24 protein-coding genes are annotated in these 21,155 nt (G+C 42.4%); all 24 read right to left on the minus strand.

The window, feature by feature from the left end; translation table 11 throughout:
* Positions 1-98: 98 nt before the first annotated feature.
* On the minus strand, positions 99-518 hold the full coding sequence (locus FPV17_RS16755) for a hypothetical protein (RefSeq protein WP_144558544.1): 420 nt from the start codon (positions 516-518) through the stop codon (positions 99-101).
* Entirely contained in the window at positions 515-2,107 is a 1,593-nt protein-coding gene (locus FPV17_RS16760; protein ID WP_144558543.1) for a phage tail protein, read from the minus strand. The genes FPV17_RS16755 and FPV17_RS16760 overlap by 4 nt, the downstream gene beginning before the upstream one ends.
* Positions 2,108-2,149: 42 nt before the next feature.
* A complete protein-coding gene (gene xerA / locus FPV17_RS16765) occupies positions 2,150-3,172 on the minus strand; it encodes a site-specific tyrosine recombinase/integron integrase (RefSeq protein ID WP_246117054.1) in 1,023 nt (340 codons plus the stop codon).
* A gap of 228 nt (positions 3,173-3,400) precedes the next feature.
* Entirely contained in the window at positions 3,401-3,523 is a 123-nt protein-coding gene (locus FPV17_RS22415; RefSeq protein WP_281284306.1) for a hypothetical protein, read from the minus strand.
* Positions 3,524-3,540: 17 nt separating this feature from the next.
* On the minus strand, positions 3,541-3,843 hold the full coding sequence (locus FPV17_RS16770) for a hypothetical protein (RefSeq protein ID WP_144559538.1): 303 nt from the start codon (positions 3,841-3,843) through the stop codon (positions 3,541-3,543).
* Positions 3,812-4,009: a hypothetical protein gene (locus FPV17_RS16775; protein ID WP_144559540.1), complete on the minus strand. Its 198-nt coding sequence runs from the start codon at positions 4,007-4,009 to the stop codon at positions 3,812-3,814. The genes FPV17_RS16770 and FPV17_RS16775 overlap by 32 nt, the downstream gene beginning before the upstream one ends.
* A gap of 17 nt (positions 4,010-4,026) precedes the next feature.
* Positions 4,027-5,481 (minus strand): hypothetical protein, encoded by a 1,455-nt coding sequence (locus tag FPV17_RS16780; protein ID WP_144559542.1) that lies wholly within the window; start codon positions 5,479-5,481, stop codon positions 4,027-4,029.
* A 10-nt stretch (positions 5,482-5,491) separates the two neighbouring features.
* The gene (locus tag FPV17_RS16785) at positions 5,492-6,313 is read right to left on the minus strand and encodes a phage tail family protein (protein ID WP_144559544.1); all 822 of its coding nucleotides are present in this window, start codon (positions 6,311-6,313) and stop codon (positions 5,492-5,494) included.
* Positions 6,310-11,400 (minus strand): peptidoglycan DD-metalloendopeptidase family protein, encoded by a 5,091-nt coding sequence (locus tag FPV17_RS16790; RefSeq protein WP_144559545.1) that lies wholly within the window; start codon positions 11,398-11,400, stop codon positions 6,310-6,312. Before FPV17_RS16790 ends, FPV17_RS16785 begins: the two co-directional genes overlap by 4 nt.
* Positions 11,401-11,451: 51 nt before the next feature.
* Positions 11,452-12,429, minus strand: coding sequence for a hypothetical protein (locus FPV17_RS16795; protein ID WP_144559547.1), 978 nt, complete (start codon positions 12,427-12,429; stop codon positions 11,452-11,454).
* A gap of 363 nt (positions 12,430-12,792) precedes the next feature.
* Positions 12,793-12,978, minus strand: a complete 186-nt coding sequence (locus tag FPV17_RS16800; protein WP_144559549.1) for a hypothetical protein — start codon at positions 12,976-12,978, stop codon at positions 12,793-12,795.
* Positions 12,979-12,983: 5 nt separating this feature from the next.
* Positions 12,984-13,175: a hypothetical protein gene (locus FPV17_RS16805; RefSeq protein WP_144559551.1), complete on the minus strand. Its 192-nt coding sequence runs from the start codon at positions 13,173-13,175 to the stop codon at positions 12,984-12,986.
* A gap of 140 nt (positions 13,176-13,315) precedes the next feature.
* On the minus strand, positions 13,316-13,792 hold the full coding sequence (locus FPV17_RS16810) for a hypothetical protein (RefSeq protein WP_144559553.1): 477 nt from the start codon (positions 13,790-13,792) through the stop codon (positions 13,316-13,318).
* Between the two features lie 128 nt (positions 13,793-13,920).
* Complete coding sequence (locus tag FPV17_RS16815) at positions 13,921-14,484, minus strand: hypothetical protein (protein ID WP_144558535.1); 564 nt, start codon at positions 14,482-14,484, stop codon at positions 13,921-13,923.
* Positions 14,484-14,894, minus strand: a complete 411-nt coding sequence (locus FPV17_RS16820; protein ID WP_144559555.1) for a hypothetical protein — start codon at positions 14,892-14,894, stop codon at positions 14,484-14,486. Before FPV17_RS16820 ends, FPV17_RS16815 begins: the two co-directional genes overlap by 1 nt.
* Complete coding sequence (locus tag FPV17_RS16825) at positions 14,891-15,373, minus strand: HK97 gp10 family phage protein (protein ID WP_144559557.1); 483 nt, start codon at positions 15,371-15,373, stop codon at positions 14,891-14,893. The genes FPV17_RS16820 and FPV17_RS16825 overlap by 4 nt, the downstream gene beginning before the upstream one ends.
* Positions 15,366-15,707, minus strand: a complete 342-nt coding sequence (locus tag FPV17_RS16830) for a hypothetical protein (RefSeq protein WP_144558532.1) — start codon at positions 15,705-15,707, stop codon at positions 15,366-15,368. The genes FPV17_RS16825 and FPV17_RS16830 overlap by 8 nt, the downstream gene beginning before the upstream one ends.
* Complete coding sequence (locus tag FPV17_RS16835) at positions 15,704-16,036, minus strand: hypothetical protein (RefSeq protein WP_144559559.1); 333 nt, start codon at positions 16,034-16,036, stop codon at positions 15,704-15,706. Before FPV17_RS16835 ends, FPV17_RS16830 begins: the two co-directional genes overlap by 4 nt.
* Position 16,037: 1 nt before the next feature.
* A complete protein-coding gene (locus FPV17_RS16840; RefSeq protein WP_144559560.1) occupies positions 16,038-16,253 on the minus strand; it encodes a hypothetical protein in 216 nt (71 codons plus the stop codon).
* 12 nt (positions 16,254-16,265) lie between these two features.
* Positions 16,266-17,285: a major capsid protein gene (locus FPV17_RS16845; protein ID WP_144559562.1), complete on the minus strand. Its 1,020-nt coding sequence runs from the start codon at positions 17,283-17,285 to the stop codon at positions 16,266-16,268.
* A gap of 15 nt (positions 17,286-17,300) precedes the next feature.
* Positions 17,301-17,708 (minus strand): hypothetical protein, encoded by a 408-nt coding sequence (locus FPV17_RS16850; RefSeq protein WP_144559564.1) that lies wholly within the window; start codon positions 17,706-17,708, stop codon positions 17,301-17,303.
* A 12-nt stretch (positions 17,709-17,720) separates the two neighbouring features.
* Positions 17,721-18,350 (minus strand): hypothetical protein, encoded by a 630-nt coding sequence (locus FPV17_RS16855; protein ID WP_144559566.1) that lies wholly within the window; start codon positions 18,348-18,350, stop codon positions 17,721-17,723.
* 107 nt (positions 18,351-18,457) lie between these two features.
* On the minus strand, positions 18,458-19,558 hold the full coding sequence (locus tag FPV17_RS16860; protein WP_144559568.1) for a phage minor capsid protein: 1,101 nt from the start codon (positions 19,556-19,558) through the stop codon (positions 18,458-18,460).
* The gene (locus FPV17_RS16865; RefSeq protein ID WP_144559570.1) at positions 19,555-21,153 is read right to left on the minus strand and encodes a hypothetical protein; all 1,599 of its coding nucleotides are present in this window, start codon (positions 21,151-21,153) and stop codon (positions 19,555-19,557) included. Before FPV17_RS16865 ends, FPV17_RS16860 begins: the two co-directional genes overlap by 4 nt.
* Between the last annotated feature and the right edge of the window lie 2 nt (positions 21,154-21,155).

Raw genomic sequence — 21,155 nt, forward strand, 5'->3', positions numbered from 1 at the left:
TCAGGAGTTTTGGCTCGTTTACTCCCTTGTGTTTTGTGCTATAAATAAGTACCGCCTTTTCCTTGTGTAAGGCGTAGGGGAGTATCGGCTCCCCGTTTTCATGTTAGATCCAATGTCACTCCATAAAAGATGAGGTTTGATGCTACTAACGCATTTCTTAACCTCACCTGCCCGTCAGTTGAGATATCTAGGATTGCACTACCTGACACTAAACCCAACAACCCTCCTGTAAGTCCATCCAGCCCTACTACAAGCATTTTTGGCGTTATTGGTCTAAATCCTTGCGGCAAGACTGTAATGACCGTATTCGCTGATAGTAAACCCGAGCGAACGGCTCCTTGAAAACGAATTACATTCGGATTGAATTTAGCTACTTTTAAAGTGTGACCATCTAAATTGCGGTAGTTATTTTGTAGGGCCAAAGAGTTCCAAGGTGGATTAGCACCCATTGCTTTTGCCATTTCCATTGCTTGATCCGCTTTCTCCTGATGGGTTAATTCTTCAGGCACTTTCCTCAAGACAACACCTCCTTTATTAAGATTTCAATTGGTGCATTTATCGGTGGTGCATCAGTAAAACTAATTTGCGTTGTGCTTGTTTCGTTATAATCCGGTATGAATCCAACGGGCAATAAGTCAGCAGGAGTTCCACTTATACGCTTCGTATAGCCTACATACACGTCTAATTGGTTCATGCCAATATCATAAGAAAAAGGCAATGTAAAAACCGTTTGAGTACCGTCACCTATGAATAAGGCTCTTGACCTATTGCGGTTATTGGCTTGATTTAAAGCATCACTAGCTTCTTGCTGTGCAGAAGCTACTTTTTCATCAACCTTGTTCAAATCATCGCGTACCGCTCTAATATCCGCTTCCACATCGCTAGATGAAGGGTTGCTATCCCATCTACGAACTTGCTCGAGCGTTACATGTCGTGTCATATCGTTAATATGATTTGATAAATCTTGACTGTTTCCACTAACTGCTTGTTGAGCAGCCTTTGCTACTTCATTAGCGTTGATTGACTCTTGCCTAGCGACCGCAACAGATGCATTCAACACATCGATGCGTTTGTTATTCTGTTCAAGACCATTGATTTTGTCTGTGATGTCACGACGAAAAGAGCCCAGTTCGACAACGGGACTTCTGTTTTCATATGGATAGCGCTCGACGGAAATGATCTTCGCTTGAATATCGAGCTGCATCTTTTCATGTATGGCCCAAATATAGTCCCCTAATTGAAAGTCATGTAGCTTAAGACCATTCTCTACTAATTCCTCGTATTCCACTTCTAAGTGATAGTGCGGCAGTCCACTTGCTCTACGCGCCGCCTCTGCATCAATACCAGCTTGGGTGGTAAAGCGGTCATCCTGAAAGAATGCTTTATACAAGCGCTTATTACCAGTTTCGTGATCGGTATACCGTCCGCTATGTTCAGACTCGTATATCGTTTTAACAATCGGTTGGTCAGTCTCCTCATTCATTCGCCCCCAACCTTCGATGTACGTGATGATATCAGATCCGTCTTGATGCTCACGAATCGATTTAAGGTTGTGACCGTGACGGAATTGACCATCGGTGTAGCGCGCAATTTCAACCGCTATCGTTAAATGTCTGCCGCTTATTCGGTAATGGACACCAAAACGATCCATAATCTGTTGCATCATTTCAAGCGCCGAAGCGCGGCCGAAGTTTTCAAAGTCTTCACTAGGCAAGTCTGCACCGACAAAGGTATATGTGACACCTGTGTTTGCTAAAGCAAGATCAAGCGCTCGTCTGATACGCAAGGCGCCTGTTGTTTCGGTTGTTTGATACTCAGCTTTTAAGATATCAAATATCTCATGACGCGCCTCTATAGACTTTACGACAGTGGTGCCGAGTGGATCGTGGTCGTATGGATCAATGACATAGCGCTCGTTCTCGAATATGATCGCTTCTTTTGGCAAGAGGAGATCAAATAAATGAGCATTACTCTCATCCTTTTGGATGCTGAATGAGAAAGATTTCTCGCCATCGTCGGTTTCTCGCGCTGCCTCGGCAAAGGTGCCTGTGAGTGGTTCAAATACACCGGACATAGTTTGGATAATAATTGGATCAGGTTTTTTCATAGACCCTCCTTTCAATGAAAAAAGCACCCCAATCGAGATGCTTCATTGCACTAAGTGCTTTCTATATTGTTCTTGCTTGTATTCCTTTGTTATGTGAGCATATCGCAATGTTGTTTGCGGATTGCTATGTCCAAGGATTTCTTGAACCGCTTCTAACTTTGCACCATTATTTAAAGTCAAAGTCGCGAATGTATGCCTTAGCACGTGACACGAAACTTTATGATCAAGATCACAATTCTTTGCTATTTTTTTGATCTCATCTTGGATGGTCTTTTTATCCATACGTCTGATCGGCGACCGCTGCGTAACCATCAATGCAGGACAATCATCATTTCGCGATTTTAGATACTTGTTAAGGTGGTACATGGCTTTGAACGACAAGTAAACCTCTCGCTCTTTATCACCTTTCCCGACAACGTTGCTACTCATGTTTTGTGCATTGATATCAGATCGATCAAGAGAGTGTATCTCTGACAAACGACAACCAGTGGCGTAAAACACCTCTAAAAAGGCTCGTTGTCGTATCGTTTTACACGATTCCCTCATTAGTTCTAATTCTTCTATCGTCAACGCTTTCGGCATGCGTTTTTCAGTCTTAGGTGGATTTATTTTCAAAGTTGGATCACGCTGAATAAACTCTTCGGCGACAAGCCATCCAAAGAATGACTTTAACACCGATAGCTTTTTCCCAATTGTGCTCATTTTTCGATTTTCGTAGCTGGAAAGGTACGTTCTAATGTCCGCACTCGTAATATGCTCAGTCTGTTTGTTATGATGATCCATGTGCTTACAAAAGAGCCTGAGATCAATGCCGTAACCTTTTATGGTCTCTTTGCTTCTGTTCTCAAGCTTCTTGGCTGAAAGGAACATCTCAACCTTTTTAGGTAAGTCTGACTCGACTTGTTGGGCTCGAGACTGTTTTACATGGTACTTGGATACAATAAATGACACTTTGTTTCTAAGCTTGTCCACATCAATCCCTGGCACAAGATCATACACAAGTGCAACCATTTCAGACAACAAATACTCTTGCGCGTTGACTTCCATTCTTGCTACGTTATTCATTTTTTATTCCCCCAGCGGAATGTATTGCGCTTTAGACAACACCTGCCAATAAAAATAGAGCAGGTGCGCATCTGGGTGCGCTGACGGTCAGGGAGCTACCCTTTCCTACCTACTCCTAGGCTATCATACCACGTTTTTCCATTCAACAAATAGACGAACATTTGTGCTTGATATTATTCGACAATTACCAGACAGTAGCGTCCAACCAACTCTATAACCAGTTGTTATTTAAGAATTAATGTCAAACCAATCAAATACAGGTACTTTTCTATCTATTTTTAAAATACCTTTCTTGTGTAGTTCTTTTTCGATTTTTTCAATTCGATTTTCAATCAAAGTTTGCTTTTTCAAGATAATCACCTCTCGACTTAATTATTTAATGGTAGTTGACCGTCTTCTAAAACATCTCTTGCTTCAATAAACTCTCCATCAGACTTTAAATTAGCATATATCTGTCTTGTGAAGTTAAGTGCATCATCGTGCAAATCAACTGTCATTGTTCTACGTTCCGTTAGAATTGGCGATTTACCTTGGTTGAAATAAGACCTACTTACGTACCCGTGCAAAAAGTATTCACACTGGTCACTTCTAACAACTAATGAATCAATTCTATAATAAGCATTCCATACCTCAATACCACTATCCGTTATTGTTGTTTTCAACAGACCCATCCTTCTCTCCCTCCCCATCTTCAAGTTGTTTTATTAGGTTATATGCACCCGATAACCTTAGTAGTTCGTCCGATACTTGCCCTAAATAATGTTCTGTCTTCGCTCTTTCTTCACTGAAATTTTGTATAGCTGTCTCGATTTCTTCCTTCTTTTGTTGCAAATTCATTTTCTCTACCCCCTAATTTAAGCAATCATATTTTTCCATGTTAGTCCTTCGCAAATCCTAATCTTTCTAGTTGAGCTGTTATAATACATTCTTCCGTTTTCTGGTGTTGGATCACTTGTTAATTCACCTAATTTAACTGAACCGAAAAACCAAGTTTTTCCTAGCCCATCTATCCTCATCACTTCTGGTGCTGATCCATTTGAATTAGCAGCACGAACTGCAAAATGAGAATCTACTCTTAAATCTCTTTGATAGCTTCCAATGTGAATATGCGTACTCGCTGGGTAATGTGCATTATCTCCAAATAACTTTAAAGCAGCACCTCTTCGATCCGTTTCAAAACGCTTACCATAAGAAATTTCCCACTCATTATCCTTAATAATGCCTGAAATAATATCTGTAAAACCCGATTCAGAAGCTACTTTAAGATTATCTGTTGATTGACCGTAAAAGATGGTCCCTTTTTCAAGCACTGGAGGTACTGTATCGTATTTACCGACTATTAATGCTCCGCCGATGCGGAATCGTCCTGATGGGAAAAGTCTTGCCAACTCAACATCTTTTCCATTTTTCATATGGTGGATATTTAAAAATGATGTTAAGTCTCTTGCATAGTCACCTAAATAGATGTCCATACCTCCGGGGTTCGCTAGGTAGCTACCACCAAACATTTTAATTGACGCACCATCACGATTCCCTGCACCGAATTTCGATCCACCAGTGAAATCCAATGAACCTGCATTATTGGTTTTTCGTATTGCTTGGAAATTTTCAAAAGCTACTTCACCAAAAAACTTTGCTGTTCTTTCGCTAAAGTCGTAGCCCAAATTATCCCTATCAGTACCGAGTTTAACTACACCCATCTCTTTAGTGATTGGATTAAAAACTTGTATGTGCGCTTCCATTTCTCGCTTACCGACAAGCATTGTAAATCGGTATTTTTCGTCTGCGCTCCAACCTTCGAATACATGACCGCCATTAATAAAAGACCCTATTCCATCGACAGAATTCCAACGACCACCACCACCACGAACACTTATCATTGCGTCTGTTTCAAGTACACCTTTAAACGTGTTGTGTATACGAGTTTTATTCCGATCAAATCCATAATTCCAACGTATGTCATCCCAATTAGACCAATTAGGATTAATCGGTGATTCTAAATTCGCTTTTTGTGCCAACTGCGCGGTAGTCCGTTGCTGTACCGCGTCCAATTTAGCGGATGCATTTGGGTAAACTTTACCGTCTTCTACATCCACGCGAATCATTTTGGTTTCGTCTAATTGCTCTTGCCCGTCCACTGCTTCAAATAGACGTTTCTGCGTAATTTCGCTTTTCCAATCTGCGGAAGCCGCTTTATCTTCTGCTTTCTGCGAACGCTCACGCGCTTCCTTTGACTCCTTATGCAATCCCGTTATATCTTCAAGCGTTTGATAAAGCCGTGGGCCTACCTGATCATTAATACCTGACATGCAATCCCTCCTAGAAGTACAAAAAGCGGAGGTCGAATTCAATCGTAAAGGCTCCGCTTGTACCTGTTATTTCGAAAATGTTTTCTCCTACCGCCAATGTCATGACATTGCGGTTTGTTTGTCCGAATATAGATGACCCGTTTTTACGCGAAAAAACACCATCTAAAACAATGGTGTCATTTGTATTGCTTGATCCGTTGTATCGCCATACCTCTCCTGTTGTCCGATTTGTAATCGTGAGGTTGTTGCTTGCGCCTTTGTAATAGATACGTAGGTAATCATGACGCCCATCTACAACGGTGTCGCCTAGATTCCATACACTAAATCGTCGTTGTGTAAATTCGTATGAGAGAGGCACGCCAAGCGGTATATTCTGCCCGAATGCCCAAACATCCTCACGAAAGGTAAAGTCGTTTCTAAGCGTCCCTAGAGACTCAGCATATGGGCTTTTTGAAATGAACGGCACTTCAAATTCCCCAACTGGTCCCGCAATCCGATTAACAGAAAAAGAAGCAGCGCATTTTACACGCCACCTCTTTCTTGATTCCTCACTTGTATAAACAATAAATTCCTCTCGGCTGTCGAAGATGCGAAACACCTGTGAGCGTAGCATTGCATAATGATAGTTATTAACGCCGGTTAAGTAAAAACGAGCGTACAGCGTACGCCCTTCGTATGTTGTGCCTAGATCGGCATAACCATCTACACCCGGTCTAGTAGAGGTTTCTGTTACTGGGGAGGGAGAGTCTATGATGAAATCAGAGCATATCAACCCTAGTTCCTCATCCAGCACATATTTTGTACCATCTAGCCTTTCTACTGTAACAATCAACGTCTTCCCCCTCCCTTCATAATGCTTTTATTCATAGCCATGTCGGCTTGCAGTTGGTTGATTGGCTTAACGATAGACCTCGCTAATGATCTGCCATCCACGTTTAAGACAAGCTCATCAGGCATTCCGTCAAATCCTTGTCCAACTAACTGATTAAGCTGTTGTAACAAGCTAACCACTTTGCTGTCGTTGTCTGTGAAGCCAAGGTTATCACCCGTCTCTTTCCAGATTGCTTTTTGTCTTACGCGCTTCGCTGGATCGTGAGAGATAACCGACTCTGCCCATCCACCTTCTGCAATCCAAGCTAACTGAGCCATGTCTACAATACCGCCATCCGCAAAGCCAGATGGGTTAAGCGGTCTGCCATTTCGTCGCACTTCGTAGTGGACGTGCGGTCCTGTGCTGTCGCCAGTTGAACCTACAAGGCCAATCGTTTGTCCCGGTCTGACGACATCACCAACAGATACGAGGTTACGGCTATTGTGGGCATATCGATATTCTAAGCCGCCACCTGACTGTACATAAATGACGTTTCCGTATCCTGTACCCCATCCGCTTTTTGTGACTCGACCAGCGGATTGTGAAGGGATTGGCGTACCACTTGGCGCCGCCCAGTCATCACCATTGTGAGGTTGTATTCTACCCGTGATAGGATGACGCCTAGCTGGGTTAAAGGATGACGACTTTCTAAATGGAGACGGCCAACCCGGACCATTGCCTCCACCACCTGCGCTAAAGTCAGGTAATAAGCCTTTCACATAATCAATGACCTTATTCTTTGCATAACCAAAAGCCCCTTTTGACATCTCACCCATGCCACCAGGGAAACTAGGAGCGACAACGCCCATTGTATCCAATACTTTGTTCATGAGGTTCTTAGCGCCTCCTGCCATCCAGTCCCATACGTCCATTGCTTTGTCTTTTAGGGCACCAACACCATTTTTCACAGCGCCTACAGCACGACCGCCCATGTCCTTTGTCCAATCAATCGCGCCAGATACAAATTTACCGACGCCATTGTTGTAGTGGGGTAATGAGCTTAAAAAGCTTTTCGTATCTGGACCACTCATTACAGCGGTACCTCTTGGCATGTTGACTAGCGTATCTGTATTAGGTGACATCGCTAAGCGACCATTCGGGAACTGAATCAATTCCTCCATACCACCATCACCGACCATCGCAAGACCGCCGGGGTGCCCACCTGTACCTTTAGCATATTGCGGAATCTCGCTGTTGTTTAGCTGACGTCCCCTGTTACTTCCACCTGAAGCACTCGCGTAGTTCGGCTTCCATTCTGGTAATTTAGTGCTTACTCCGATCTTATCAAGCACCCAGTTTACGCCACGGATAACGCCGTTAACACCTACAGCTAAACCCTCTAGCATTCGGTTACTAACTGAACTAATGCCTTCCTTAACTTTGTTGGCCATGTTTTTAATCCCCGTACCAATTCTACCAGGTAAGTCTCTTGCTGCAGATACGATGTCGTCAAATGTATTCCTAACATTCGTCCACATGTTGGATACAATGTCGCTTACCCACTTCCTTGCGGTGTCGAAGCCGTTGCGGATGTTATCTCGAATCCGAGTTACGCGAGACGCGATATTTTCATAAATACGTGTCCATATAGATCGAATGAATGTCCAGACGTTATTAAAGATGCTCGATATCGTCTCTCTTGCAGAATTGAACGTGTCTCGAATGCGATTGAATATTGAAAGCACACGGTCACGAATGGCATTGAAGATACTAGTCCATACCCTTCTAATGAAAGCGAGAACGGCATTGAAAATACCCATCGTATTATTTCTGGCCATCTCCCAATGCTGACGTATCCGATTTACCGTATTTTGCACAAATGTCCTTATTGTCGTATAGATGCTGTTCCACACTCGTTTTATAAAATTCCACACAGAATTGAATATTGATCGAGTTGTGTTGAGAACAAAATTAAACGCTGATCGTACGGCATTAAAAATATTGTTTGCGGATGTACGGATAATGTTAAACAGATTCGTCCAGAGATTTGAAATGAAGTTACGTACTGTGTTAAAGATGTTTCGCGTCGTATTCCAGACATTCGTAAAAGCTGTTCGAACCGCGTTAAAGATTGTTGTTGCGACTGTTCGAATGATAGTGACATAAACATTCCAGACCGTTGTAATGAAGTCCTTTACCGTGTTAAACACTGATTTCGTTGTATTGTACGTTCTTGTAAATGCTGACTTAACAGCATTAAAAATACGACCAGCGAAATTCCTGATCGTCGTAAACATGAAATTCCATATACGACTAATGAAGCTGGCAATTGCGTTTACAGTCCCCATCGTATTGTCTCTCGCTGATGACCACGTTCGAGTTATAAATTGTTCAATGGATGATAGGATCTTGCTGAAAAACTTATAAATGCCATTCCAAATGGTTGTTACCACTTTCCATACGGTTGTCAGGTACCATCTAACAATGCTTACATAACCGTTAAAAGCAGTTGAAATCCCTTTTCCAATCCAACCGAACACCATCGAAAATATATTAACAACAGCGTCCCAACCTTTTTTTACTATTTTTCCAGCATTTGAAAAGAAAGAAACTATTGTATTACCAATACGACTAAAACCTTTGATTACAATTGAGCCGATATATCTAACTCCGTTAAAGATCGTCTTTAGTCCACTCCAAAAGTCTTTAAAGAACTTAATTAAACCTTGAAATAGGTTTCTACTAACACTAACTATAAAATTCCAAGCGCTTTGTATCGCTTGCCAAGCAGGTTGGACGCCGCCTCTAAACAAATCGACTACTACTTTCCAACCTTGACGTACAATAGAACGAACAATTTGAAACAATACTCTTACACCTGTTACAATCCTACCGAAAAATGTTAGGTTAATTACTCCCCAGATAAGTTCTACGGCTCCGAAGAATAAGTTCTTGATTCCTTCCCACATCTTCGAAAGGTCGCCAGTAAATATACCAATAAAGATGCCTATGATACCCTGAATGACATTGACCGCGCCATTAATAACGTTCTTTATCGCTGTCCATATCATATCAACAACAAATAAAACTGCTGGCATGACAAAGTTCACGATTGATAGGATCGTGTTAAATGCATTGGATACAGCATTGGAAATGGATTGACCTTCTTTTTGCCAAAACCCATAGATCTTATTAAACATCGTTAAAACAAACGGAACGACTGCATTTACGGCATCTTTAAGATATGGCATCGCGAATGATGCAACTTCTTTTATACCGCCTAAGACTGATTGTAATGTAGGTAAGATGTTCTTGAAATGTTCAACCATTGAGCTACCAAAACTTTGCACAATCGGTATAGCTGCTTGAAAAACATTTTTAATGATACTGAACCCATCGCTTAACGAAAGCAAAGGCAACTTACTTATAGCATTAGATATATATTCAAACGCTGTTACAGCAACATCTTTCACAATCGTTATTGCATTAGGTAATTTACTAAACGTATCACCGAACCATGCCATCGCCGCTTGAATATGGGGTTTCATCGGTTCCATGATGGTTGCCATTGTTGATGATATGGATGATTTCAAACTATCAACAGAACCTGTCCACGTATCTTTCATTCGCTCCATTAAACCAGCCATGGCAGCAGTCTCACCAGCAACGCCATCGGTTCCGTTTTGCATGCCCTCTACAAGCGATTCAATTGCCCAAGTAGACTCGATAGATCCACTCGAAATTTTCTTTTGCATTTCATCAACGCTTATACCCGCTTGGTTAGCCAAGATTTTAAGAGCAGGTACACCATTACCCTCTAGTCGCCTAATGGGATCGAGGCTAGCATTGGCTGTTATTTGTAAATCTCCAAAAGCGGCCGCAATCATGTTCAATCCTTGCGATCCTTTACCAGCACCAGCTGCAGCATCACCAATTGCTTGCATTGTTGGAACTACTTTATCCGTTTCCATCCCGAATGCTACAAGGTTTCTCGCAGACTCAGCCAGATCAGGGAACGCAAAAGGTGTTGTACGAGCAAATGTAAGGACGTCATCTAGAAAAGCATCTGCTTTCTCAGCATCACCCAACATGACTTCTAGGGACACACCAGCGTTTTCAATCGCAGATAAACGCGCCATTCCTGTATTGGCTAATGCACCTGTTGATAACAACCCTAGCGCCGTCGCGTACCCTTTTACGACATTCGTTGCCTCGCGGAAAGGCGATACGATTCCACCAATAACACTTCTCGATATAGAAGCAGTGGCGGTCATTACAGGTTGTGCAATCGTCCCTACAGCGTTCCGGAATGTAGTTAAGCCACCCCCAAGGTTTCTTAATACGCTATTTACTCCGTTAAAAGCCGAGGTCATGATAGACGCCTGTTGAGGCATCTGGCTCGCTGTGTTTGCAACTTCTCTTCCCACTCTACGTAAAGATTGAACAGAGCGAGAGGACATCGTTTCGAAGTTCCTCGCCATTGCATGTGTTGATACATTCGCTTCATTCAATGGGTTTCTGAGGGTTCGTATCGCGTTACTAAGCGTATTTGTTTGACGAACGCCTTGTGTGCCTAATGAACGCATAGAACGATTCATATCTTCGGTTGAGCGTGCATTGTTACGCATCGCCGATATAAATTGACGTGAGTAGTTTGTCGAGGTTCTGTTCATTTGATTAAATGAACGTGTCGATTCGGTTGCCATCGTCCTTGTACTTCTAGCAACAATCGATCCCTGTCTGGCAATATTTTGATACTGTTGAGCGGTCATCGTTCCAAACGACCGAACTTGTCCAGACGTACGGTTTACGACTCGACCAAATTCATTCGTTCGATTGGCGAGTGTAATTGAACTACGGCTCGCTAATGTATTAGCTTTGGACATATTGTTAATACGTGCTGTAACCGTCCTTGTTTGTCCATCTGCTGTTTTAAATGTTCTCGTCATTGTACGAGCGGCTTGATTCGTCTGATTTAAACCACGCGTATTCTGTACAGTACCTTGAGTCATTGACCGCAAATCTTTTGTAGCTTGTCTAATAGCGGTTCTTAAACCTCTTGCATGAGCAGTGAAGTTTGCACGTAACTCACGTACAGATGTTGCCATTCTTCATCCTCCTTTCAAGGCACAATAAAAAGCACCCTGAAAGCAGGATGCTTATGCAAGAAGCTTACATAGCTTCTGATATTCTTTTGCGTCAGCCTTTAAGTACATTGTGTAGTTTACGTTTCCGTCAGAAAACGCAATTGCTACAACTGAATCATCTTTCTTCCTACCACCTATAGCGGCACCTACGATAGCACCAGCGCCCCATGTAATTGGAGCGGTGACGATACCACCTACAACGGCACCCGCAGCGGCTTTACCGCCAGAGCGCTTTCCTTTTTCTTCCCAACCCATTCCGTTTACTGTGATAGATTTATTGCCAATCTTCAATGCGCCGGACGAATCACCTGCTTTTATAGTTACATTTCCTTTTTTAAGCTTAGGGTGCCCTCCTAAGTGTTCCAACTTTAAAGATCCAAAACTTAAAGAGACTGATGAATTGGATGACTCGCTGTAACTAGTAGAAGTTTTGTTTTTATTAGGCAATAACCTTTTTTCCCAACTGACTTTGTATTGTTCAATTTCATCGTCTGACAAATTATCGTTATTTAGCTCAATTAGTCTTTCTTTCCATTGACCACTTTTCATTTTCCCATAATCATAATTAGCTTGTTTCATCTCTTTTTCCAGTGATTCAATTTTTACATCATGCTCTTCTCGTAAATCACTAATCTTCTTTTCAATTACATTGGTCTTATTCTCATTATCTTCAAAAGAAATTAATTTCGTTTCCAGTTTGTATAGTTTAATCGCAATTTGCTTTTCGCTTTTCTTATAAAGATAAGCTTTTTTGATTGCTACTTTTTCTAGAGCTAGTAGTTCAATCCTGCCCTTTATTTTTTCTTTTTCATTCTCTTCAACTTCGTTTAACATTCTTCTCTTTAATTCTGATGAGACATTCCAAATTATATCTAGTTCAATATCTTTCTCTTTGGATAATTGCTCAAGTCCTTTTTGCATAGAACGTAATTGCTGTTCTCTTTCGTCACCATGAATAATCGATGACCAAAATCCTTGTTTCTCAGCCATAAGAAACACCTCCGCTTATCCTTGTATCTATTATACGTAGATAAGGCTTAACATTCCATTAAAAAGTATAAGAATATTCATTATCTATTTACAATTACTCATCGTTTTTCGATAATAAATATGAGGGACAGCCACGAAAGAGGTATCGATGTCAAAAATTAATCCACTAATCGCCGATCAAAAAATTGATTTTAAATGTGAGTGTGGTCGTAAGATATCCATTAAGTTTAAGGACGCCACAAAAAGAAATGCGAAAACAACGTGCCCGCGTTGTAGAACCGTCATTCATTTTGACCAAGATAAATCCTTCAAACGAGAATTAGATAAGTTGAACAAATCGTTAGATAAACTGACTAAATTATTTTAACTCCTAAATAATTGGTTGTCCCTCACTTTACTGATCGCTTTATTTAATTGATTGTAGCTTTGCGTTGTTTTCTCTGTTACTGCTTTTAACTCTTGGCTATTCTTGATACACTCTTGCATCATTTCATTTACTTCTACAATGCTTGAAGAATCGAACTCTAGAACGACCTTGGTCTCATTCATTGCTTTCACCTCTTTTCCTGTTCGGCTTTTAGTCTATTCATTAGCTCCTGATCCCACTTATAGACCTTCGCGGGACCTCTCTTCTGTTGGTTAAATTCTTTAGGTTTAAGCTCTTTAGCAAACTTTTCTTGCGCCTTCTTTTCATCTTTCGATTGCGGAGTACGCGAATTTACCATCATGAGATATTCAATATACATACGTTGTCTCTCTTGATCGGCCTTACTTTCATCCTCCGTTAGAACCGCGTCCATAAAGCCTAAAAGGGACATCGCAGACATTTGCCTAATTTGATTATAACCACCTAGCTTGTTGGCTAACTTATAGCCGAAAGCTTCCTCTAAGCTGACGGCTCCACTTCCGTTTCCTTCTTCTCTTTCTTGAGGAACTTGAACGCCTTCTTGGCGACGCCCAAAGACTTTTTTGCACGTTTAACCAACTTTTCAATATCATTCTCTTCAACAACAGCCTCGAAGATATCAAATACGTCTAGTACCTTTTGTGCTCTGAGTGTTTCCAAATCGATATCAGACAGCACAGCCAGTAATTCAAATGCCTTTTCAGGCAACTTAACCGTCAGTGTTTCAAAGGAAGATACTAATTTCTGAACCATTTGCTCATCGGTCAAACCCTCTGATTCTTCTAAGAAATCATTCACAACGTTTAAAAGTTGTTCGTCTTGCTGTAAAACGTCAAAGATTTCTTTTAGAGTCCGCATTGCTTTTTCTAACTGAAATACGCCAATCGCTTCGATTTCATGAGCGACCTTCTTTACTTCGCCTTCTTCACCTTTTACTTTTAACGAGATTGTTGTCATTTAACTTCCTCCTAATAGATAAGGGGCATAAGCCCCTTTATTCGTCTTCTTCTATCGGTTCTTCTGGTTCCCCGTCCGGCTCTTCAGGTTGTGGTTCAGGTTGTGGTTCAGGCTCCGGTTGGGGCTCATTAGGGCGTATCTAATCCCGAACGATCACCAATATAGAAATAGTTTCCGTCCTTTGTTGGGTCTGCGCCGTCTTTAGGAAATACGGAAAATGTCATCGGCACATTACCTTGCTCGTTGCCAAATGATCGGTTAAAATCGCCAATCGCCGCAACTTTATAGAGATAAATATCTTGAGACGAATCAGATGCATTTCTCGGACGAATTGTTAAGGTGCGTGCTCGTTCCCTGGCAGATGAACCAATTTTTGCATCTTGCAGTCCTATTACTCGCCCATCAGTACCCTCAACCTCGCTCGCAAAAGACATAGCTGCGTGTAAGATTTTAAGCGTCTGACGTGCTGCTGAAACAACCACCTCTGCTTCCCATCCAACTAAACGTTTATCCCATGCTGTATTTCCGTAATCTAAAATAACGATGTCTTCAGTTTCTGGTGTGAGTGTCACCTCTCCACCTTCGTTTTGCATTTCATCTACACCATCAAAACGAATTTCGCTATCTAAACCCTCATCAATGATAAAAGTTGCTGGACCAAACGGAATGTCATATGGATTAAATTCTGGCATTATAATTCCTCCTTGATTTCTAATAGAGTCACATCAAAGTTGATGGACCATTGCATGAGATCGCCCTCTAGACCGATTTGTATCGGGTCTTGAACTGCGGACATTAAAAAGACGCGATAGCTCTTTTTCTCTATCCCGTCGTCTATTGATATATCAAAATTACGATCTAAACCTCGGCGGTGGAAAAGATCGAATACCTTATATGCTGCGTGTTGCGCTAAATCCCAATCAGAAGAGCGTATCCAAACCTGATAGTTAGGGTATCTCATCACAATTTCGCTTGATGAAGGACGCGAGCCACCTTCGCTATATACTGTACCTGTGTTGTCCGGTGCCGTATATTGGTCATACGTCCACGTTAGCTTAGGTAAAGCCCTCGCTAACTCTTCACGCATCCAAGCTTGAATCACTTGCGCCCCCTCCTATCCATGGTTCGTTCTAAAATGCGTTCTCCCGTTCGTTGGAAATCTTTATCCGTTACACGGATAGCTCGCTCTAAATAAAGTCTCCCTGCCCTTTCGCCTCGCCACGCTGGTTTATTGTGCGTTCTTCGCCCTCTACCACCAACGTAATAGTTATCACCCGGCATTTTGTCATGTACACCCATTCGATAGGGTTGATAATGCCTGACAAGCGCATACTTTGAAGAAGAACCACCTTCAAATTCAAACCCTTGTCCCTTTTTCTTAGGTGGATCAAAGGAGATAGAGTCCTCTAAATCCCCTTCATCATGATGTACAAGTGCTTTGGCGCCTTCTTCAAGCAACGCACTATACTTGCCTAGCTCTTGAATGGCTGCACGCTCAAACCTCTTAGGCATCGCCTTAAACTCTTTTTCAAGCTCTTTCAACCCTCGCCATTGAACACTCATAAAATCGCGTCTAGCCACCGTACACCGTCCTGAAATAGACCTTCGAACCGCTAAGGTTCGTTGACTCTTCCCAGTTAACAACCTGAGCCTTGCGCTCTTGGCCGAATGTGTCTGTATACGAAATGGTTGAGTCGAAACCGAATTCAACATCAGGCGGTAAGTCAAATTCAATACTCGTTTTCTCTTCCACACCCTGACGGTTACGCACGACCCTAACTTTGTTTGTGATACGCGCTTTTGTCGGTGTTTCTTTAGGTGCTATAGGGCGACCGCGATTGTCGGTGATAGGATTGCCATTTTCGTCTAATTGCGTTGTCATGACGACTACATCGTCTCTCATAGGAGGTTTCATTGTAGCCGCCCCACTCTACCTTTAGACTTGAGTAATGATCTTACTTCAGGAGCAATCTCGCTACCACCTATTGAAGCTGCCACGCGATTGGTAGAAAAAGAGGATACCCCTTGCCTACGAAGCTTAGCGTATTCCTCTTCCTCTCCTTCGAGCATGTACAAGAGTTGCAAGGCGACAGCGCGTTCAGACAGAAGAGAAGCACGGTAGTGCGCTTTAAGTACCTCCTGCGCATTGAACACATGCTTTACCTTGTCATCAGACGATAACTCATCATATAAGGCTGTAAAGGGCATTTGAGCAAGATAAGCGTTAATAGACTCGAAGTCCATTCTATTCACCTACTTCTTTTTTCTGCCCTTTGCCTTTTTGTTTCTTTTCAGACGCATGTCCTTTTTCGTTCCCTTGCTTGGCTTTGCCATCGTTTATCACCTCAACATAACCAATAGACGACAAATAAGCGGCGGATTTCTCATCGATCTCCAACTGCTCCCCTTGCCGCTTTCCATCTACAACAGCGTTTAACACTTTTACTTTTGTTTTAGCCACGAATAACCCTCCTTATGGTGTAAATACATCGAGGTGACGGACTAAAGATGGTACCTCTAGAATCGGCAACCCGGCACCGACAGCACGGAAGATAGACTGAATTGGTTCTTTCTTGTCGTATGCATCTAAGAACAAACCCGGTTGAAAGTTATTCTCTAACGTAGGACCTTCAAGATATTCTCCAACGCCTTGTGACAACATAACAATACGGTTGACGGGCATAAACTCATGATTCACAATCTCGCCTGTATAAATATCTTTATACGTCATGCTGCGGTTTTTGATAATTTGAACAGGTGGTAATCCAAAGTTATCTAGCACCGTCGCAAGCTCTTCGTTAGAAACACGAAGCGAATTAGACGGTCGCCCTGATTCTGCGATGATATTCGTATTTCGAAGCATTTTTGCATTAATTTCACGTGATATCCACATAACCTCTGGCTCTTTACCGTTATTTTCAAATGCATATGCTTCTACTTGTTCTAACAAGAATCCAATCATATCAAAATCATCGGAATCAAAATCATTGCCATTCGTAAGTGCGATCTTGTTTTCCTCTGGGATTCCGTAATTAATGGTATAGCTGACGTTATTTTTCTTATATGCATGAGCACCTGTGCAAAGTGCCTCCATTTTCGATAACTGCTGTAGTTTACGTAAGCTATCAATTAGGTTAACGCCTTTACTTACGAGCGTATCAATCATTGCCTGAAACTCTTGATTGTTTCGAGATTCATTGATTGCTTGTAGCTCCTCGTAGGTAACGATGTCTTTCAAACCGTAATAAGCAATCTCATCAGCCATTGATGCAACAGCGTTGCGATCTACAACTGGCGGCTCTGCACCGTAACCAATGTAAGCGCCAATTTGTGGTGTGTTTTTAACAATTTGATAAGCAAACTTACGATCATAAGTCTGTCGTGTTGGTAAAAAGCTATCAGCTTCCGTAGCTTGTACGTCTTCTGCAGACGCATCTACAAGACCTCGTAAAGCTTCGCTTTGAAATTCTTCAAGATGTGTAATACCTGCCATGTGTGTATCCTCCTCTTATTGAATGATATTTTTTGTGTAACGCAAGAATGGGTGCGTTGCTTTTTTAAATGTCTCTGTAACCGTATCAGGCAGTTTAGCATCATAAACTGAACCACGAATAAGTACTTCACCTACAATAGCATCCTCCCCTTGCATGTTTACATCAACATTGAGTAAAGCGAATTCATCGTAGCCAGATGGCAAAGCAGGCTCTTCACCACTTGTATCATCTGCGTAAACCTCAAACTTTCCAGTTTCTAAGTTCCGCGCAACAGGTGTGCCTACAGGTAAGTATTTTTCGCCAATAGCTTCCGCATCTAGCGTGATACCTGCCTCAATATATTGGAAATGCTCAGAAGACAAGATGTTAATACCACCGCGAAATTCCGGTTCTTTTCTTTTCGTTTTAGAATAATATGGCATGTCGTTTCCTCCTTAGCGAATTTTACCGCTAGCTTTAGCACGCGCATAAGCGTTTTTACCAAGTTCGCGGGTGTCTTTCTTTTTAGTTCCACTATTGTTCTTTTGTTTCACTCCTGGACCATAACCAGATTTAGAAGATTCCTCTTCCTCCTCTTTTTCAGAGAAGAATTCAGGAAACTCTTCTGCTAGGTCTTCGAATAGCTCCTCTAAGTTCGTTGGTTCGCCATCATCATCCAATTCAATCTCATCAATACTGATAAGCTTCGTTGCGAGTTTAGCGTTGAACTTATTTTCCATTGCGTATTCTTTGACCGCTGCCCTCTTCTCTTTACGCTCAGCGCGGGCGAGACGCTCTTCGTGCTCATCAAGTTTAGAATTAGATTTATTATCCTCTTCCTCTTCTTGATTACTTTGCTCCTCTTGTTCCTCCGACTTTTCCTTCTTTGCATTCTTTAAACGACGCTTGATCGTTTTCCCTACCTTTGCATCATATTGCTTTTTAAATTCAGGATTTTTTAGTAACTCCTCAAGGTCAGGGGTAGATTCCTCTTCCTCTTGGTCTAAATCGTCCTGCTCTTCCTCTTCCGCAAAGAATTGTAGGTTCATAGGCAAAGCCTTCGTATACAATGGTTTAGCAAACATAATCGTTCTCCTTTCATCTGCGCTTCTGGTGCGCGATCCCATTATTTACTCGTACATGGTTAATGTTGCGTTGTGTCGCAGCACGGTTTGACACGACAAATAAGCCACTATCCACTAGAGGCTTTTGCGTTTCGTTTGATTGCTCGCATTTCTGCTTTCTTATCTCGAAAATTAAGCGAGTTGACTTTCTTCATACGTCTAAAGGCGCCTAATGTCTTAGGGGCATCATCACCTAGCAACATGACCATTTCAGCGTATTGTTTCTTTTCGGCGTTACGTTGTACGCGTTGTTTTTGCTCTCTTTCATACGCTCTCTTTTGTGCAGGGGAGCGAACATCCTTCACAGGATCAAAGGCTTTCCACCGGTCTTTCTCTTCCTGAATCTCTTTAGGTGTCTTGTATTCCATAACATAAGGTCTACATGTACAACGGCAGTTCGGATGAAACGGCGGTAGCTTAATATTGTTGTCATTGATTGACGCAAACCCTTCATGCTCACCTGTTAAGCTCACGACAAGGTTTTGATATCTAGCGCATACCTGACACGTTTGCCCCTGACCGCTTATCTTGACGGTTGTCACTCCGTTTTCAGTGTAGCGATTGACAGCGCCTTTCGTGTTAGCATCCCTTAGTTTCGTTCGAACCACTGTACTAGCGTAGAAGTCGATTGGTAACAGCTTCCCATCAATAGTACGATGACCGACAATGCCATGTTCTTTAAATCTCTGGCTGATGCGAGCGGATATCACGCGATTATGATCACCTTGAATAGACCCACGCGCCATATCATCTTTAAAGGTCTGTCTGACCTGATTAATATCAGCGGCCATATAACTCTTGGCAACTTCGAGCGAAGCTCGTATGTCTTCCATTCCACTGTTTGTGATCTCAAATAAAGCCTCTCGGTGTAACTTACGCTGTAGAATGGGACGAATAACCGCTTGGTCACTCTTCACAATGCCAGCGACCGCCAACCCCTCTTCCCTTAGCAGCGTATTACCTGTTATCAAACCAGACGTATACGCTTCTAGGATTTCGTTAGGCAAGACTTCTTCAATGGCTATTCCTAAACTATCGAGTGTGTCAGAGATTGAACGTATAAGCTCCTGTGCGCCTCTGTCGGTCGATAAACCTTCTATACTACCGACGTTACGGTAAATGTCTTCTAGAGCATCAGAGAAGTAGCGTAGAAGTTGGTCAATGTTCATTCTTCATCGCTCGTCAACGGTTGGTCGCGGTTATCAAGGTAACTCGACAACGTGCCACCACCAAATGTATTAGGCGTTTCTGATGCCATTTCTAAGCGCTCTAGCTCTTGTTGTATCCACTCTTCTGATGCCAGAGGGTTACAGTTGCGCACAGTTGTTTCAAGGCTCTGCGTGCCTTTCTCGTAAGCCATCGCGTTCTCTTCCAGCAATTCTTTGCGGCTAATTGGAATCATAGAACGAATTGCAATGTCCGGTTCCTCAATCATTACCGCCTCATCCTCTTCTGCCATGAGCCACAAAATATTTTCATAGAGCTGTTGGAGGAAGTAGATGTACTCGCTTTGTATCTGCTCCGCTTTTAGAATGGATGTTAGAAGGTCGTAGAACTTCGCTACACCACTTTGAGCGGATGCGGTACCAGTTGACTCACCTAAGTAGTAATCAATCGCCTTTGAGCTTGTACGCGTTTCTGACAGAACCATCTGCATAAGGTTGCGCACAGTCTCAATGTCACCAATCTTGCTCGTATCAATTTGAATGATCTCAAGCGCTTTTCCGTTCTCATCAAACGTTGTGATCTCTAAATCGCGATGATCAATCTTTTTCTCCGGGTTGTCTTCCCCATAGCGTTGAGCCGCTAACTCTTCCAATCTACTGAATACTTCTTCACTCACTGCGATACGAGGTTTACCATTACGCTCAAAAGTTATAGCCGAGCGCGTTAGTGTCCAGTTGATTTCATCCTGCTTTCCTTCTATGCCTTTAAGGCAACTACGACCTAGCGGGTTTCGGAATGTCTTCTCGTTTGCCCAATACACAACAAATGGACGGTTGCGCCCTTTGTATACCTTCTTGAGATCCTTCATACCAAGTAGCTGTTTCGCTTCCTCTTCATCAACAGGGATAAACTCAGTGCTGTTGTCCTCACCCATAAAGAGTAGATGTTCAGTGTGCAATCCATCTTTCTCCACTCGTTCACGGTAAACGTGTAAATAGCGGTCGTCATCGATCTTGCGATCATAAACCAGATCTACACCCAAATCGTCATCGTGCGGAAAATAAACGTCACGCTGTTTCATTTCCATACGTGGGCCCAGTTCGTCGATCCATACACAACCAACCAAACCACCATCTACCTGATGCTGAACTATGTTCGTCCAATGTTCGGTACGAAGCTTGCTGTTCTTCTCAATTTGTTCAATGATCTCTTGTTGCGCGTCCAGTATTTCAGCATTTAGCGAGTTGTCATCTGGTCCCTCTATCATGCTGTCTGTTTCGTCGTCCAGCTCTTCGATCTGTTCTTGTCGTCTTAAAAGCGAGGATGTGACCGAACCAATCGAACGAGCAACGAGTACCGCAGGTATCTCTGGTATTAACTTACTCACATTCGCTATGATGTAAGGCGTCTGTATTTGTTGTGCTACATGATTCCCCTCTGCGATTGCGTCTGTGATCTCGCCTTGTTGCGCTAGTCGTTTAGCGCGTGGGAACAATTCAATATGATTACCTTCGTACAGGTCGCGGTACCGCTCAATGCTTCCGTGTGTCTCTTCTATGATGCTCTTGTCAAACTTGTCCCATGTTCGTAATGCCATGT

Origin of the sequence: Shouchella miscanthi (assembly GCF_007725405.1) — a bacterium.
Classification (GTDB): domain Bacteria; phylum Bacillota; class Bacilli; order Bacillales; family Bacillaceae_D; genus Shouchella; species Shouchella hunanensis.

What these genes read in the sequence shown, in the direction of transcription:
- FPV17_RS16865 (WP_144559570.1), bottom strand. Translation starts at nt 21,153, where the DNA reads ATGGCATTACGAACATGGGACAAGTTTGACAAGAGCATCATAGAAGAG.
- FPV17_RS16805 (WP_144559551.1), bottom strand. Translation starts at nt 13,175, where the DNA reads ATGTATATTGAATATCTCATGATGGTAAATTCGCGTACTCCGCAATCG.
- FPV17_RS16775 (WP_144559540.1), bottom strand. Translation starts at nt 4,009, where the DNA reads ATGAATTTGCAACAAAAGAAGGAAGAAATCGAGACAGCTATACAAAAT.
- FPV17_RS16855 (WP_144559566.1), bottom strand. Translation starts at nt 18,350, where the DNA reads ATGTTTGCTAAACCATTGTATACGAAGGCTTTGCCTATGAACCTACAA.
- FPV17_RS16850 (WP_144559564.1), bottom strand. Translation starts at nt 17,708, where the DNA reads ATGCCATATTATTCTAAAACGAAAAGAAAAGAACCGGAATTTCGCGGT.
- FPV17_RS16835 (WP_144559559.1), bottom strand. Translation starts at nt 16,036, where the DNA reads ATGGACTTCGAGTCTATTAACGCTTATCTTGCTCAAATGCCCTTTACA.
- FPV17_RS16770 (WP_144559538.1), bottom strand. Translation starts at nt 3,843, where the DNA reads ATGGGTCTGTTGAAAACAACAATAACGGATAGTGGTATTGAGGTATGG.
- FPV17_RS16815 (WP_144558535.1), bottom strand. Translation starts at nt 14,484, where the DNA reads ATGCCAGAATTTAATCCATATGACATTCCGTTTGGTCCAGCAACTTTT.
- FPV17_RS16760 (WP_144558543.1), bottom strand. Translation starts at nt 2,107, where the DNA reads ATGAAAAAACCTGATCCAATTATTATCCAAACTATGTCCGGTGTATTT.
- FPV17_RS16810 (WP_144559553.1), bottom strand. Translation starts at nt 13,792, where the DNA reads ATGACAACAATCTCGTTAAAAGTAAAAGGTGAAGAAGGCGAAGTAAAG.
- FPV17_RS16860 (WP_144559568.1), bottom strand. Translation starts at nt 19,558, where the DNA reads ATGAACATTGACCAACTTCTACGCTACTTCTCTGATGCTCTAGAAGAC.
- FPV17_RS16800 (WP_144559549.1), bottom strand. Translation starts at nt 12,978, where the DNA reads ATGAATGAGACCAAGGTCGTTCTAGAGTTCGATTCTTCAAGCATTGTA.
- FPV17_RS16795 (WP_144559547.1), bottom strand. Translation starts at nt 12,429, where the DNA reads ATGGCTGAGAAACAAGGATTTTGGTCATCGATTATTCATGGTGACGAA.
- xerA (WP_246117054.1), bottom strand. Translation starts at nt 3,172, where the DNA reads ATGAATAACGTAGCAAGAATGGAAGTCAACGCGCAAGAGTATTTGTTG.
- FPV17_RS16830 (WP_144558532.1), bottom strand. Translation starts at nt 15,707, where the DNA reads ATGAAACCTCCTATGAGAGACGATGTAGTCGTCATGACAACGCAATTA.
- FPV17_RS16790 (WP_144559545.1), bottom strand. Translation starts at nt 11,400, where the DNA reads ATGGCAACATCTGTACGTGAGTTACGTGCAAACTTCACTGCTCATGCA.
- FPV17_RS16845 (WP_144559562.1), bottom strand. Translation starts at nt 17,285, where the DNA reads ATGGCAGGTATTACACATCTTGAAGAATTTCAAAGCGAAGCTTTACGA.
- FPV17_RS16780 (WP_144559542.1), bottom strand. Translation starts at nt 5,481, where the DNA reads ATGTCAGGTATTAATGATCAGGTAGGCCCACGGCTTTATCAAACGCTT.